Below are 15,759 nucleotides of genomic sequence, written 5' to 3' on the forward strand. Positions count from 1 at the left end.
AAGTTGTTTTTGGACCTTGCTAACTAACATTTAAATCATATTCTTTAAGAGTTAAGATACTACCTTTTCCATTCCGTTTCACTTATATGTCATAATTTTACTTTTTCATTGATTTTAAATAGCTACATGGTAGGTTTGTTTGGAAATGTCTTATATTGTTGTATGAGACGAAGTATTTCAAGTAGTAATAAGTTTAAAAATAACCATGCTGCTCCATATGTGTATCCTGCTATAATGTCACTTGGAATTTGAATTGAGAAATATATATTTGCTACTCCAATTAATAATAAAAGAAATAAAACTAGAATTGGAGTGATCAATTTGATTCGAGTAAAGAGATCGTTTTTTAAATGGCGTATCAATACAAAAACAAAATAACCATAGACGACAATTGACATAAAAGATTGTTCATTTGGAAACTCAAAATGTAATAAAGAGCCTGCATTAGGTTTTAAATAATGAAATACATCCGTAATTATTTCTTTGAATATCACACCACCAACAATCGATGTTATAAAAAATAAGAATTCCAAAATTAAATTTCTCTTATTAACAAATAGTAAAATTAAAGAAACCATTGAAATAATAAGCAAAATTAAAGGTATTTGAAGAACAAGTAATCTCTTCATTATGAAACTCCAGTTGTCTCCAAAGAGTTCGTTTATGATATATATACTAACTTCATTTAACTCTTTAAACTCATTGTGTAAATATTGTTCACTCAATCCTAAAGTAAAAATAAGCATACTTAAAAACAAAACAGCAAGGCAAATAATAAAAATTTTAATTCTATTTAATGATAAAAAAAAACGAGTTGAAAATGAAGTTATATTATTATTTAAAAAGTATTTTAAAGATGTTTTGTATCTCCTTAACAAGAATAAAATTACAATAAAACTTAAAAGACCAACTATTCCTATTCCAAGGTATTTACTTGCAGAATGATGAAATTTCTGCCACTGAGGACCAAGAACCTTACCAAGAGTGACAAAGGTAATAGACCAAAGAAACGCACCAATATATGCATTTCGTGCAAATATTTTATAAGGTAAGCAGGAAATCCCACTAAAATACCCAGTAAAATGGCGAATTCCAGGTATAAAAAAAGCAAATACCAAGAGTTTATTACCATACTGATCAAACCATTTTGCCGTTTTATTATATCGATCGGGACCAAAGTGTATATATTTTCCGTACTTTAGAATAAGATTATAACCGAATCGATTACCAATTAAATAAGATACAGTAATTCCAATAATAGCCCCTAATGTTGCCAAGAAAATAGTAATTATATAACTCATTTTACCTTGGTATATTAGATACCCCGAATAACTCATAGTGATTTCTCCTGAAATAGGTAAAGCAATAAGTTCAAGGAGATTCACTGAAAATAACAAAAGATAACGATGGTGTTTTATTAATGTAAGGAGTATGGACAAAGTATTTTTCCTTTCTAATTACTTTAGTATTTATTTAAATTCGTTGCTATATAGAAGTTCTTGATTATTAGAAACTATACAAATATTAGAAATGAAAACTATAATAAAAATCAATTCAGTGATAAAAAATCTATTTTGACCTTATATTGTAAGAAAAATAATACCAAATCGAATTAAATTTAACATTTGTTTCGTTTTGATATTGGCTGATACAATTATTTTGTATTATTCCCTGATAGAAGGAATCTAATTTAGAGTAAGACATTTAGTACAAAAAACATTCTGAAATTAAAATATAAATGTTATTTATGTACCAATTCTTTTATTTTCATAGGTTTTATGGATAATACTTTGGATTATTGATTTATATGGGGATAAATATTTATTAAGTTGGAAATGAAGGGGCGAATGATTACAAATCATTTTCAATTGTTTTAATCAAGTGTATATGGTAAATTAAGGTCATCAACTTATTAAAGCTGTTTAATAAGTTTTTTAAGGCGGTGAATTTAGTGAATGAATTTTTAGCAACTCCAAGCAATATGAAGAAAATGGTTCTTCGTGGTATTCGTACAACGCTCTTAAAATTAGGTAGTGCAACTAAAGTTGAATTAAGTCAAAGACTAGAAATTAGTTTTCCGACAATTAGTAAGTTTCTAACAGAAATGGAAAAAGAAGGAGAAGTTCTTTTAGTCGGATTAGATCATTCTAGTGGTGGTAGAAGGGCAAAAAGATACTCTTACAATCCTGAACATATGCTAGGTTTAGTAATATTTTTAGAGGGAACTGAAACGAACTATATCATTTTTAATTGTGTTGGTGAAGTAAAGGAACAAGGCAAAGCACCAAGTGCATTAATAGATAATAGTTTGCATTTTTTAACGATGACCATTGAAAAGATCATAACTAAATATCCAAAAATCAGTTCAATGTCGATTGGAGTACCAGCGGCGGTTGATAATGGAAAAATCTTTTATATCCCAGGATACGAACAGTTTCAAAACATTAATTTAAAAGAATATTATGAAGAACAGTTTTCGATTCCTGTCATAGTAGAGAACGATATGAATGCAGCTGTTTTAGGTTTTCACAATAATAGAGGAATAAAAGATAAACAATCCCTTGTTTATTTATATTCAGGTCAAAATGGTCCGGGTGCGGGAATTATGGTAAACGGTGATGTTGTAAGAGGAAGTACATTTTTCTCAGGTGAGGTTTCATTCGTACCTCAATATGATGAAAGAAATTTTGGGCAGGCATTAGAAAATAGAAGAGGACTTAAAAACCTAATAATAAGTGGGGACTATGAAATTGATGCAATCAGCAGATTAGTCGCCTCATTTATAGCGATCATTAATCCTCATATCATCATTTTTTGTAAAGATGAAGTTGAAAACGAAATATTAGATAAAATTAGAATTGGTAGCTCAAATTATATTCCGTCCGAACATCTTCCTTTGCTTACGACGAGTGATTGGAAACAAGATTATTTATTTGGATTACAAAGTCTTTGTCTTAAACTTATGATTGATTGAATATTTAAAAGGTAGTCATATAAGGTGGTGAGTCTCGTTTAAGACTAATATTTAAAAAAAATAATATTGGGGAGTTAAAATAAATGAAAATTGAACATGTCGCTATATGGGTTAAGGATTTGGAAGGGATGAGAGAGTTTTATGAAACTTTTTTTAATTGTAAGTCTAACAATAAATATCAAAATAGCGAAAAGAAATTTGAATCTTATTTTCTTACCTTTGAATCTGGAGCACGATTAGAAATTATGCGTAAAGAGGGAATTGTTAAGACTAATCCCGGTGATCAAATTGGTTGGGCTCATATTGCAATCTCCTTAGGAAGTGAAGACGCTGTCAAACAGATGAGTACCAAAATTAAAAATAGTGGTTATTCCCTCGTTAATGGTCCTCGTTTGACTGGTGATGGGTACTATGAGAGTGTTATAAAAGACCCTGAAGGAAACTTGATTGAGTTGACTGTATAATTAATACTAATAGGTAAGTGATTCGATACTTATTAAACAGGTTTAATAAGTTTGTCTTACTATACTTTTTAAACACATTTAAAAAGTTTTGAAACTAAAAATAGGAGGTCAAGTATGCACTATTCATTAACTAGCCGTCAAATTCAACTATGGCGGGTCGCCATTTATTTCATTTTTGCACTGACCGGATTTGCATTCGCATCATGGGTATCTCGTACACCTGCAATTAGGGATGCACTAGGATCTACAACAGCAGAGATGGGTGTAATCATATTTGGGCTTTCCGTAGGATCAATAATCGGACTGATAAGTGCTAGTATGCTTATTGCTCAAAGGGGCGGACGTTTTGTGATGGTTTTTGGGCTATCTGTGGTTTCTATTGGACTTCTAATTGTTGGAATCAGTGGTTCATGGCTCACAAATAGCACTGTGGTATTTTTAGGGCTTGTCATTTTTGGTTTTGGGCAAGGAATATGTGATGTAGCGATGAATGTAGAGGGAACCGCAGTTGAGAGAGCAGCAAAAAAGTCACTCTTAACCGGTTTTCATGCAGCGTTCAGTTTGGGTACGCTTCTTGGAGCATTGGTTGGTTCGACAATGACTAAGTTGGGAATCTCTGTACCTATTCACTTGTCACTTACAGCCTTGGTTATCGTTGTGACTGTTTTGTCTTTTTACCGTTTCATACCTGCTGACACAGGTAAAGAAGTTGCTAGTGACGCTGTTAAAGTAAATAGAATGAGGGAATATATGGCTGTATGGAAAGAGCGACGCACAATCATGATTGGTATCATTGTTCTTGGAATGGCTTTCGTTGAAGGATCAGCAAATGACTGGTTACCACTTATTATGGTTGATGGCTATCATGTTGCACCAGCTATGGGTTCCATTGCATATGGGATATTTGTCGGTTCAATGACTATTGGACGTGCAATAGGAGATAAAATATTAGACCGTTTCGGTAGAGTGATTATTTTGCGTTCATCCGCACTTTTGGCTTTTGTAGGACTGATTATTGTTATATTGAGCCAAAGTTTTGAGATAGCAACTATTGGTATTGTATTTTGGGGACTTGGAGCAGCATTTGGTTTTCCAGTCGGACTTTCCGCTGCAGGAGACGATCCAAACAGAGTAGCTGCAAGAGTAAGTGCAGTATCCACGGCCGGTTATCTAGCATTCCTAGTAGGACCACCATTTTTAGGAATTATCGGTGAACATATAGGGTTACTTCGTGCTCTAATTTTCGTACTTATTGCTGTATCAATCTCTGGACTGCTTTCAAAAGCTGCGAAACCTATAGGAAAACAAAATAATTTGGAAATGGAATCGAACAGATCTAATTCCGTAAAACTGTAGTTTGAAAATATTGATCCGGCAGTCTGAACATAATTAATATAACAACGAATAGAGGATAATCATTTATCGATATCCTCTATTTCATTTATTGGATTAAGAAATATTTTTTTCAACTTAATCTCTAAGAACCCAAAATTTCACCCAATCATTTTTTGAAATAGTGACCCATTTCAAGATCCGAAATCAAACTTGCCTGTGCTGGGTGCCATCCTAATAGTTCTTGAGTCTGTACGCTTGACCTTGGGATGTCTTGCGAAGCGATGTTACCTAGAAAACCAAAGTGCTCGAATGCTTTCTCTTGAGAAATGCTAACAATAGGCAGATTAAGTTGCTTACCGATGACACTTGCTATGTCACGAAATGGCACTGCTTCATCTGCAACTCCATCTAGATATGAACCAGGGGGAGTTTTTTCCAAAGCAAGGCGATATAGTTTTGCGGCGTCGAGTCGGTGTATAGCCGTCCAGCAGTTAGTACCTTCATCGATATAAGCAGAAAAACCTTTTTCATGTGCAATTTTTATAAGTCCTGGAACAAAGCCCTTATCACCAGGTCCGTGCACTGATGGAGCAAGCGACACAACTGAACTTCGAACCCCATGGTTCCCCAGTGCAATCACTGCGTTATCAGATGCTGTTCCGTTGTAGTGAGCCGTGGTCACAAATGGCTTACCAGTTCCTTCCAAAGCTCTACCAATCGTCTCTATGACGTTTAAATCGGTTTTTAATGAGTGCGCAAAATCAGAGAAATCATTATTAAACGCTAGATGGATTACACCGTCAGCAGCCTTGGCACCATTATAAATGCTCTCAAGGTCGTTAAGATCTCCTGGATGTACTTCAGCCCCGGCTTCTCTTAGTTTGGCAGCACCACTGTCTGAACGAGTAAGCCCGACGACATTATGACCTATATTAATGAGTTCTTGTACCACCGCAGTACCGATGTATCCTGTTGCTCCTGTCACAAATACTCGCATAATTATATCCTCCTAAAACTGTTTTGTTGTATAGTTGCTTGAACAAATGTAGTATAAACTATAGAGTTGACTCTAAGGCAAGGCGTTTTAGGAGGAATTTTTTTGAAGATAAATGTGTTAGCGAAAAAAATGGGTTTATCAGTCCACACTATTCGGTTTTATGAAAAAGAAGGCTTGTTGGACAGTCGTCATGTTCAAAGAGAGGAAAATAACTATCGTAACTATTCAGACGAAGCGGTTAAACGCCTGAAACTCATCAAAAAATTTCAGGGTATAGGATGTTCATTAATTGAACTAAAAGAAATCTTAGAGGACAAAGATAAAAATACACGATCTAATCAACAGGTAATTGAATGGATTTCTCAAAAAATTATTGAAATCGAACGAATGAGAAATGAATATGATCAAATGCTTGTTACGCTTAATATCATGTTAGAATACAGGAAGACATTAGATAATGATTTAAAAAATGAATAAACTTATTAGTTTACGAACGATTTTCTTTTAGTAGAAATTTGTATATCCATTTTTTATAGGCTATAATACTTTAAACCATTTCTTTACCTGAGTTCCACGTTTAAATTTCCCCCTATTCTTAAATGAATAGGGGGTTTTTATTTTTATTAGATAAAAAAAGTCAGATTCTATTATTAGAATCCGACTTTTTAATTTTTTAATTATGCTTTTTTAACGTTAGTTGCTTGTGGTCCGCGTTGTCCTTGTTCTACATCAAATGTAACTGCTTGACCTTCATCTAATGATTTAAATCCGTCAGTTTGAATTGCTGAGAAGTGAACGAATACATCATCACCATTTTCACGCTCGATGAATCCAAAACCTTTTTCTGCATTAAACCATTTTACTTTACCATGTTCCATTTTTGTTTCCTCCTAGTGCGCTTTACACACGTTGTAATAATTCAATCTTAACATTAAATGTAAAGATAATCAAATTCAACTATATATTGGTGAAATTACATATTTTTTATAATCAATTATTACTTAATTCTTAGTTTTTAATTTAAAAATAAAAACACTAACTAAAAAAACAATTACTTATTGACATGTCTTATTTATTACTGGTAAAATATTTATTTTGACAAAAAAACAATAAATGTTATGCTTATATAGGTTCATAATTTAAATGGGGGTGTAGATAATGTTTGAGGTTGGTGATAACATCTTTTATCCAATGCAAGGAGCAGGTATAATTGAATCTATTCAAGAAAAAGAAGTACAAGGTGAAATACAGCAGTATTTTATTATAAGATTACTAATTAAAAAGATGGAAGTAATGATTCCAATTTCTAAAATGAGTAATTCAAGAATTCGAATGGTCGTTGATTCAAATACACTCGACAATATATTAATAAATTTTCATAATGGAGAATCTGATCGTTCTCTATCATACAAACAAAGATTTAAGCTAAATACTGAGAAAATGAAAACAGGTAATATTGAAGATGGCGCAGAAGTAGTACGTGATTTAATGCGTATAGATAAAGAAAAATCTCTTAATTCAAGTGAAAAACAAATGTTAGGTAACGCAAGTAAAATTTTTATAAGCGAACTTGAATTAGTTAAAGGGATATCAGAAAGTCAAGCCAAAGAACTAATATTCGGGTAATAAATCTTTAACTCAACTTACAAAGGAAATTACAGTATTTCAAATTTTCAAATCGTGTATGAAACGAAACCCCTTATACAAAACATTAGCCCCGTTCAATTTATGCTAGTGTTCCTACTTTTAAATTCCATTTAGAATATAATGTTGCTAATTTAAAAATTAATCCATTATATATTGAATAACTTATTTCGAGTATCTATTTCATATTTAACTTGGTCAACGTAAAAAAAACATCCAATTTATTTGGATGCATATTTAAGAATTCCGCTTAAAAAGAGTGAATCTTCTAACTGTGTGCACTCTTTTAGTTTGATTAATCCATCTAGTTCTAGATCCTTAGCTAGTTTTTCAATCATATTTGTATCATTTTCCAATGAATTTTTAATGTCGATTATAAAGAAATTTCCTCTTGTTGCAAGTCGAAGGTTCTTTAATAGATTTTCCTTACTCATTTTCACATCTCCCTTCTAAATTATATAATTCGACAGAGAAGAGGTCTTATCCTGTAAATTCAATTAAGTTACAAATTTATCTTCAGAGTATAACATTTATAATTCATATACTCTTTCAATAGACAAAAACGCATAGTATTGTGAATAATATTAACTTAATAAAGGGTATAAAATGAATGTTGTGTATTCATTTTTTATAGGCTATAATACTTTAAACCATTTCTTTACCCGATCTCCACGTTTAAATTTCCCCCTATTCTTAAATGAATAGGGGGTTTTTATTTTAACAGATAAAAAAAAGCCAGATTCTACAAATAGAATCCGACTTTTTTAATTATGCTTTTTTAACGTTAGTTGCTTGTGGTCCGCGTTGTCCTTGTTCTACATCAAATGTAACAGCTTGACCTTCGTCTAATGATTTGAATCCTTCAGATTGAATTGCTGAGAAGTGAACGAATACATCATCACCATTTTCACGCTCGATGAATCCAAAACCTTTTTCTGCATTAAACCATTTTACTTTACCATGTTCCATTCTTGTTTCCTCCTTATGTGCTTGAACACATTTAATGTTTATATAATAACAATTTAAAGTTAGATAATCAAATTGTCTTGCAAAAAAAACAGGACTTTTCACTTATTTAATTGGAAATTAAAGGATTTTCTTTAATTTTTTATTAGAAAACGTTGGACATTAATAGCTATTAACGATGATTAATTAAGGTTGAAGATAGGCCCTCGCCCTTCATTTTCTTCATATGATACTCAGTAAAAAATAATAAGTATGAAGAGAGTGATGGATGATGAATATGTCAACATGCTAAAGACTTGCGGAAATGATTGGTGGAGAAGTTGTTCAAGCAACACCTGTATGCGTTATTATGCGTCTTCGCGATATTAATGCAACTATTTTAGGGCGTAGGACTCGTTCTCCTTTAGCACTTCCATTCATGTTATCTTTTGAAGATAATGGTTTAAACCTTGGCGAATCTGTAGTCCGTCAAAAAGAAATTAATCCAGTAATGACAGCTTTACGAAAAAGAGGAATAATCGTGACAGCAGTTCATAACCATTGGTTGTTTGATAAACCACGTTTAATGTATATGCATTGGGAGAATGTTAATTTGGATCCGGTTGAATTTACAAGAGTTAGTTTTGAGGCAGCAAAGGAAGCAGGTCTTTTTTAAACATACTTACTTGAAATTGAGTGACTAAAATTGCATAGTTTAAAAAACAATAAATCAAATAAAAAAGCAAATGGACATCTCACTTCTGATCCGTTTGCTTTTTTTATTTCTTATTAAGTTAAATCAAAGTAACTGAATAATTTAGGAAATGCAGTAGAAAGTATCCTATTGTATTTTTTATTAATAATTTTTAATTGTACAAATGAACAATAAAGTTTTATGATTAGTTTACAATGTAAACAGTTTACAAAGTAAACTAATGGATCGAGGTGATATGGTGTCAGATTTACAACAAGCAATTGATTTAACAAATTCGTTTGTTTCAATTGCGCGCCAGCTGAAAAAAATAAGCTTACAAACCGCAACTAAACTTGGTCTCACATTCCAACAATTAATTATCCTAAATTCAATTCGAAATAACGAAGGACTAACACAAAAAGAACTAACTGAACGCTTAAGAACTGCTAAAAGCAGAGTTAGCCTTAGTATTGATGAGTTAGAGAAAAAACATTATGTAAAAAGAGAGACGTCAGCTAATGATCGTCGCGAAACTCAATTGTTTTTAACACTCGATGGTGAACGATTATGTCAACGCTATCGTGAAGAATCAGAAGCTTATAAGAGTTTAGCAAATTCACTGGAACAATTTTCACAGGATGAGCTTAATATACTTATAGACATGCAAAAAAAAATTTTAACTGATTTATCAAATGAACAAACTAATTGTTCGAAATAAGGAGGACGTTTAATTATGTCAGGATGGGGTGGTGGACCTCCGATGGGTCCCCATGGTTTTGGGCGAATGAAATACGATAAAAACGCACAAAAACCAAATATATCAAAGGCAATACTACTTAGAATTGCAAAATATTTTATACCGTATTGGAAGCAAACAACACTTGTCGTGCTTATTTTATTAGTTACTTCAGTATTAGGCATTTTACCGCCTATTATCATTCAACATATTGTTGATACAGCCTTACCAAATAAAGATTTAAGTCTCCTAATCTATCTCGTACTTGCCTCACTTAGTACTACGATTATTTCAGAGTTATTGGGTGTTTGGCAAAATTATTTAAATGCATATGTTGCCCAAAAAATTATTTACGATATGAGAAACCAAATGTATCTTCATTTACAACAAATGCCATACCAATTTTATTCGAACGTTAAGCAAGGTGAAGTGATCACCCGAATGACGGCTGATATTTCTGGTGTTAAAGCTGTTTTTGATAGTACGATTGTGAGTTTTGCTAATAATCTATTCATTCTTATTTCTACCGCTACTACATTGTTAATAGTGAACTGGAGGCTTGGATTACTAGGATTAATCATTGTACCATTATTTATTCTACCGACTCGTAAAATGGGGAGTGTTCGTTGGAGTATTGCAAAACAGACACAGGAAAAAACAAGTGAGCAAAATCATATTATACAAGAAACATTAAATATTAGTGGTTATTTATTAATGAAGCTTTTTACAAAGGAACAAAAGGAATTTAAAAATTTTGATGAGATTAATGTACAGGCTACTAATCTTAAAATAAAGGAATCTATGGCAGGCCGCTGGTTTATGATGATTTTATCAACCTTTACTAGCATCGGCCCAATGCTCATCTATTTATATGGTGGATATTTATTTATTCACGGTCAGATTACGATTGGAGCTATTATCAGCTTTGTTGCTTTACTTGGTCGTTTATACGGGCCAGTTGGACAATTAACAAATCTATATGTAAATATTACAAGTTCGATCGCTTTATTCGAACGTATTTTTGAATATTTTGATATGAAATTAACGATTAAAGATCGTGATGATGCGACTGAAATGAAAGTTACTCATTTAGATATCGAATTTAAAGATGTATCATTTTCTTATCAGCAAGATAAAACGGCTTTGAAAAATATTTCCTTTATAGCTCCTTCTGGTACAATGACTGCTTTAGTTGGACCGAGTGGTGCTGGTAAAACAACCATTACTAATTTAATTCCTCGTTTGTATGACTTCACATCAGGTTCAATCAAAATTGGCGGTCGTGATATTAGAGAATTCACGCTAGAATCATTACGCTCTCATATTGGACTTGTTACACAAGATAGTTATTTATTTAATGGAACGATTAAAGAAAATTTATTATATGCAAGCCCTGATTCATCAGATGAAGAAATTACGAATGCTTGTAAGGCTGCATATATTCATGATTTCATAATGGATTTACCAAATGGTTATGAGACAGTTGTTGGAAATCGAGGAATCAAACTTTCAGGTGGAGAAAAACAAAGAATTTCAATTGCTCGTGTATTATTAAAAGATCCTGAAATCATTATTCTTGATGAAGCAACTTCTTCATTAGATACTTTATCTGAATTTTATATTCAAAGTGCAATCCAAGGATTATTAAAAAATAAAACATCTATTGTAATTGCACACCGACTTTCAACCATTATGGCCGCGGATCACATTATTGTTTTACAAGATGGTCAAATTGTTGAAGAAGGCAAAAATGAAGAATTGTTAATGCAAAATGGATTATATAAAGAATTATATAATAAGCAATTTGGTAGAAAAGCAATTGCATCTATTGAATAGATAGTTAAAAAGCACAGATTAATTTCTGTGCTTTTTTCATTATGTATGGTAGAAAATTGATTTACTAATTTTTTACGAACTCTTCCTACTTTAATTATACCATAAAAGAAATGGCCAAAATAGACTTTATATTCCTATTTTCAACTGATAAAATCAATAGACATTACAGGTTAGGAGAGATGTTGAATGAATTCTTTAGTTCTCGATTTCCATGAGATTGATAAAAACCAACTTTTACTTGTTGGCGGAAAAGGGTTAAATTTAGGTGAATTATCAAAAATTCCCGATATAAAAGTACCTGAAGGATTTTGTATTACAACTGTGGGCTTTCAAAATGCTATCGAACAAAACGAATCCTATCATGCTTTGTTGGATCAACTAAAAACGCTAAATGTAAAAGATCGTGATCAAATTAGTGAGATTAGCAAAAAGATTCGAGACATTATTTTGGAAGTAGCAATCCCTTCTGAGGTTGTAAATGCAGTTTCTAACTATCTCTCCAAATTCGGCGAGGAACTTGCATACGCGGTGCGTTCTAGTGCGACTGCTGAAGATTTGCCACATGCCTCTTTTGCTGGCCAACAAGACACTTATTTAAATATTATTGGTAAAGAAAATATTTTGCAACATATTAGTAAATGTTGGGCTTCTTTATTTACAGATCGCGCAGTTATTTACCGTATGCAAAATGATTTTGACCACACTCAAGTATATTTATCCGTTGTTATTCAGAAAATGGTTTTCCCACAAGCTTCAGGTATATTATTTACCGCTGATCCTGTTACTTCCAATCGAAAGGTCCTATCAATCGATGCAAGTTTTGGACTTGGAGAAGCGCTAGTTTCTGGTTTAGTATCGGCCGATTGTTATAAGGTACAAAATGATGAAATCATCGATAAGAGAATCGCAACAAAAAAAATGGCGATCTATGGGCGAAAAGAAGGCGGAACAGAGTCACAGCAACTTGATCCAAAAAAACAAATCACTCAAACACTTAACGAACAACAAATTTTACAACTAGCACAAATTGGTAGACAAATAGAAGCTTATTTCGCTTGTCCACAAGATATCGAATGGTGTTTAGTAGAAGATACATTTTATATTGTCCAAAGTCGTCCAATCACAACTTTATTTCCGATTCCTGAAGTAGATGATCAAGAAAAACACGTCTATCTATCTGTTGGTCATCAACAAATGATGACCGATCCAATAAAACCATTGGGATTGTCCTTTTGGATGTTAACCTCTAGGGCACCTATGCGTAAAGCTGGAGGTAGATTATTTGTTGATATCTCACAACATCTTGCTTCACCTGACAGAAGAACAATGTTTATAGAGGCCATAGGAAAATCCGATCCGCTTTTAAAAGATGCTCTTTTAAAGGTTGTAGAAGGAGAAGATTATATAGAATCATCAACTGAGAATAAAGCACCAACCCCCACTAAAAATGTTCAAGAACAATCGTCGTCGAGTTTTAAAGCACTAATCGAAAACGATCCAACAATAGTAACTGAATTGATTAAGAAAAGCCAAAAATCAATCGAAGAGTTAAAACAAAACATACAAATGAAATCAGGATCAGAATTAATGGATTTTATTTTAGAAGATCTTCAGAAATTACGCGAGTTATTATTTGATCCACGAAGCTCGGCAGTGTTTATGTCTGCTATGAATGCTACAGAATGGGTCAATGAAAAAATATACGAGTGGTTAGATGAAAAGAATGTAGGAGATACACTTTCGCAATCTGTACCAAATAATATTACTTCTGAAATGGGTCTAGAACTAATGGATGTCGCTGATGTAATTCGTCCTTATTCAGAAGTAATTGAATATTTAAAGCAAGTAGAAGATGATAACTTTTTGGATGAATTGATTAAATTTGAGGGTGGACAGGAAACGAAAGATGCAATCGATGATTATCTAAGAAAATATGGAATGCGATGTACTGGTGAAATTGATCTAACTAGAACTCGTTGGAGCGAAAAACCATCTACACTCTTACCAATGATTCTTAGTAACATCAAAAACTTTAAGCCGCATGAAAGTAGACGGAAATTTGAGCAAGGGCTAGAAAAAGCATTGCAAAAAGAACAAGAGATTGTAGAACGATTATTGGAATTACCAGATGGTAAACAAAAAGCGGAAGAGATAAAGGAAGTTATTAGTCTAATTAGGAATTTCATTGGATATCGTGAATATCCAAAGTATGGAATGGTTAGTCGCTATTATGTGTATAAGCTAGCTTTATTGAAAGAAGGCGAACAACTCGTTGAAACGAATGTTATTTCTGAAGTGGAAGATCTATTCTATCTCACATTTGAAGAACTTCAAGAAGTCGTTCGCACAAAAAAACTAGATTTCCAAATCATCAACAAACGAAAAGATGCGTACAAATTATATAATAAACTAACTCCTCCTCGAGTTATCACATCTGATGGTGAAATTATTGTAGGTGAATACAAACGGGAAAATCTACCACCTGAAGCGATTGTAGGTTTAGCTGTTTCTTCAGGTGTAATCGAAGGAAGAGCTCGTGTTATTTTAAATATGGAAGATGCAAATCTAGAAGAAGGTGACATATTAGTTACTTCATTTACTGACCCAAGCTGGACACCATTATTTGTTGCAATTAAAGGACTGGTCACTGAAGTTGGTGGACTAATGACACACGGAGCGGTTATTGCTCGAGAATATGGCTTACCAGCAGTTGTCGGAGTAGAGAATGCTACCAAATTGATAAAAGACCGGCAAAGAATACGTGTACACGGTACTGATGGGTATATTGAAATATTATAATTGTTGAATGCATAGGCCGTTTTTCCAAATATGGAAAGCGGCTTATTTTTTATTGAAATAAATAACAGTTTAGGTAATTACTGCAAAATAATGTTGTATAATAGTCTAAATATAAAGTAACGAGAGAGGAGATGAACATCATGCTTTCATTTATTTTAGTTGTATTAACACTTTTTCTAATACCAGGACCCGCTGTGCTTTTAACATTATCCCAAACAATGAAAGGTGGGAAATGGAATGGCATCTTAACAGGGGTTGGTATTGCTGTCGGTGACTTAATTCACACATGTGCATCCGTATTTGGGCTTTCTGCAATTTTAATGACTTCTGCATTTGCTTTTGAAATTGTTAAATATTTAGGAGCAGCTTATTTATTTTATTTAGGAATCATGGCAATCATTAAAAAGTCAAAAAACAGTAAAAAGTCAAATGAACAAAAAGAAGTAAATACTAAACTTTCTTTTCGTCAAGCAGTACTTATAGAAGTATTAAACCCTAAAACAGCACTCTTTTTCTTAGCCCTTTTACCTCAATTTGTTCAACATAATGGACATCCGGTATTCTACCAACTTTTAACGCTTGGGTTGACTTTTGTATTACTTAGTATTTTGTACACAACTTTACTTGTGCTTTTATCAAGTGTAATCGGCAAAAAAATCTTTAGCAAGAAAACCAAAGGACCAAAATGGATGGGGAAAGCGATCGGTTTAGTTTATATTGGGTTAGGTTTAAGAGTCGCTCTTCAAACACAATCATAACAGTTTAATACTATGCAATTTAAAAAAGGAGGCCGACTGGCTTCCTTTTTTGCATAGAAATTTAATCAATTCGTTAAAAATATCATTTTAAAATAACGTACTAAAAAAGAATGGAAAGAAAGAAGAAAAGTCCGATAAGATAACAGAAGAAGAAGCAACAATGGTTAAAGAAATAAACTAAAATAGCTAGAATTTACATTAAACTTAAAAAAAGGAGCTGTACACTCAGCTCCTATTACATATTTACTCAAAATACAAATGGTAATGGTTTTTACACCCTGGATTAAAATCGGATTCACATTTCGGACATTTGTAGTGACAATCTTGATATTCTTGAATTGTTAATTCCTCATGACAGTTACCACAAAGAATTGCTTTTGTTTGCCATTCATCTTTGCCCCAGACTTTTGGTTCATGGTTTGTACTTTCCTCATGGCAAAAATAACATCCAAAGTATGTATCACAGCACTTGAATTTGATGGCAATGATATCTCTTGCTGTATGGTAATGTTTACAGCGTGTATGCAGGTCGATTGAACCGATTACTTTCATATTTTTACCTCTCTTTATACTTCTT

Annotated in this window: 16 protein-coding genes; 10 read left to right on the top strand and 6 right to left on the bottom strand. The window is 32.7% G+C overall.

Annotated elements, in window-relative coordinates; all coding sequences use genetic code 11:
• Positions 1-122 precede the first annotated feature (122 nt).
• Positions 123-1,337 carry a VTT domain-containing protein gene (locus AN960_RS00890; protein WP_056465562.1) on the bottom strand — a complete coding sequence of 405 codons (1,215 nt, stop codon included), beginning with the start codon at positions 1,335-1,337 and terminating at the stop codon, positions 123-125.
• A gap of 614 nt (positions 1,338-1,951) precedes the next feature.
• On the opposite strand from AN960_RS00890, the gene AN960_RS00895 reads away from it, so the two are divergent.
• The 3 genes from AN960_RS00895 (at position 1,952) to AN960_RS00905 (ending at position 4,794) form a co-directional block, all read left to right on the top strand.
• Positions 1,952-2,974 (top strand): ROK family transcriptional regulator, encoded by a 1,023-nt coding sequence (locus tag AN960_RS00895; protein WP_502692482.1) that lies wholly within the window; start codon positions 1,952-1,954, stop codon positions 2,972-2,974.
• A gap of 83 nt (positions 2,975-3,057) precedes the next feature.
• On the top strand, positions 3,058-3,438 hold the full coding sequence (locus AN960_RS00900; RefSeq protein WP_056465564.1) for a VOC family protein: 381 nt from the start codon (positions 3,058-3,060) through the stop codon (positions 3,436-3,438).
• A gap of 114 nt (positions 3,439-3,552) precedes the next feature.
• On the top strand, positions 3,553-4,794 hold the full coding sequence (locus AN960_RS00905; protein ID WP_056465566.1) for an MFS transporter: 1,242 nt from the start codon (positions 3,553-3,555) through the stop codon (positions 4,792-4,794).
• A 145-nt stretch (positions 4,795-4,939) separates the two neighbouring features.
• On the opposite strand, the gene AN960_RS00910 is transcribed toward AN960_RS00905, so the two are convergent.
• Positions 4,940-5,770 (bottom strand): SDR family oxidoreductase, encoded by an 831-nt coding sequence (locus AN960_RS00910; protein ID WP_056465567.1) that lies wholly within the window; start codon positions 5,768-5,770, stop codon positions 4,940-4,942.
• A 102-nt stretch (positions 5,771-5,872) separates the two neighbouring features.
• Between AN960_RS00910 and AN960_RS00915 the strand changes: the two genes are divergently transcribed.
• Entirely contained in the window at positions 5,873-6,247 is a 375-nt protein-coding gene (locus AN960_RS00915) for a MerR family transcriptional regulator (protein ID WP_056465568.1), read from the top strand.
• A 200-nt stretch (positions 6,248-6,447) separates the two neighbouring features.
• On the opposite strand, the gene AN960_RS00920 is transcribed toward AN960_RS00915, so the two are convergent.
• Positions 6,448-6,648, bottom strand: a complete 201-nt coding sequence (locus AN960_RS00920; RefSeq protein WP_056465570.1) for a cold-shock protein — start codon at positions 6,646-6,648, stop codon at positions 6,448-6,450.
• Positions 6,649-6,928: 280 nt separating this feature from the next.
• Between AN960_RS00920 and AN960_RS00925 the strand changes: the two genes are divergently transcribed.
• The gene (locus AN960_RS00925) at positions 6,929-7,396 is read left to right on the top strand and encodes a CarD family transcriptional regulator (protein ID WP_056465572.1); all 468 of its coding nucleotides are present in this window, start codon (positions 6,929-6,931) and stop codon (positions 7,394-7,396) included.
• 239 nt (positions 7,397-7,635) lie between these two features.
• Here AN960_RS00925 and AN960_RS00930 read toward each other — a convergent pair whose 3' ends face one another.
• Both AN960_RS00930 and AN960_RS00935 read right to left on the bottom strand, forming a co-directional pair.
• Complete coding sequence (locus tag AN960_RS00930; protein ID WP_056465573.1) at positions 7,636-7,848, bottom strand: hypothetical protein; 213 nt, start codon at positions 7,846-7,848, stop codon at positions 7,636-7,638.
• A gap of 334 nt (positions 7,849-8,182) precedes the next feature.
• Entirely contained in the window at positions 8,183-8,383 is a 201-nt protein-coding gene (locus AN960_RS00935) for a cold-shock protein (RefSeq protein WP_025568372.1), read from the bottom strand.
• 301 nt (positions 8,384-8,684) lie between these two features.
• Between AN960_RS00935 and AN960_RS00940 the strand changes: the two genes are divergently transcribed.
• From AN960_RS00940 to AN960_RS00960, 5 genes are all read left to right on the top strand, one after another.
• On the top strand, positions 8,685-9,035 hold the full coding sequence (locus tag AN960_RS00940; protein WP_056465575.1) for a DUF1259 domain-containing protein: 351 nt from the start codon (positions 8,685-8,687) through the stop codon (positions 9,033-9,035).
• A 277-nt stretch (positions 9,036-9,312) separates the two neighbouring features.
• Complete coding sequence (locus AN960_RS00945; protein ID WP_056465577.1) at positions 9,313-9,771, top strand: MarR family winged helix-turn-helix transcriptional regulator; 459 nt, start codon at positions 9,313-9,315, stop codon at positions 9,769-9,771.
• A gap of 15 nt (positions 9,772-9,786) precedes the next feature.
• On the top strand, positions 9,787-11,625 hold the full coding sequence (locus AN960_RS00950) for an ABC transporter ATP-binding protein (protein WP_286131533.1): 1,839 nt from the start codon (positions 9,787-9,789) through the stop codon (positions 11,623-11,625).
• A gap of 186 nt (positions 11,626-11,811) precedes the next feature.
• Positions 11,812-14,424 (top strand): phosphoenolpyruvate synthase, encoded by a 2,613-nt coding sequence (gene ppsA / locus AN960_RS00955; RefSeq protein ID WP_056465579.1) that lies wholly within the window; start codon positions 11,812-11,814, stop codon positions 14,422-14,424.
• Between the two features lie 140 nt (positions 14,425-14,564).
• Positions 14,565-15,182, top strand: a complete 618-nt coding sequence (locus AN960_RS00960; protein WP_056465581.1) for a LysE family translocator — start codon at positions 14,565-14,567, stop codon at positions 15,180-15,182.
• 243 nt (positions 15,183-15,425) lie between these two features.
• Here AN960_RS00960 and AN960_RS00965 read toward each other — a convergent pair whose 3' ends face one another.
• Positions 15,426-15,734 carry a CHY zinc finger protein gene (locus AN960_RS00965; protein WP_056465583.1) on the bottom strand — a complete coding sequence of 103 codons (309 nt, stop codon included), beginning with the start codon at positions 15,732-15,734 and terminating at the stop codon, positions 15,426-15,428.
• Positions 15,735-15,759: the final 25 nt, after the last annotated feature.

Origin of the sequence: Bacillus sp. FJAT-25509 (assembly GCF_001420605.1) — a bacterium.
In the GTDB taxonomy this organism is placed as follows: domain Bacteria; phylum Bacillota; class Bacilli; order Bacillales; family Bacillaceae_G; genus Gottfriedia.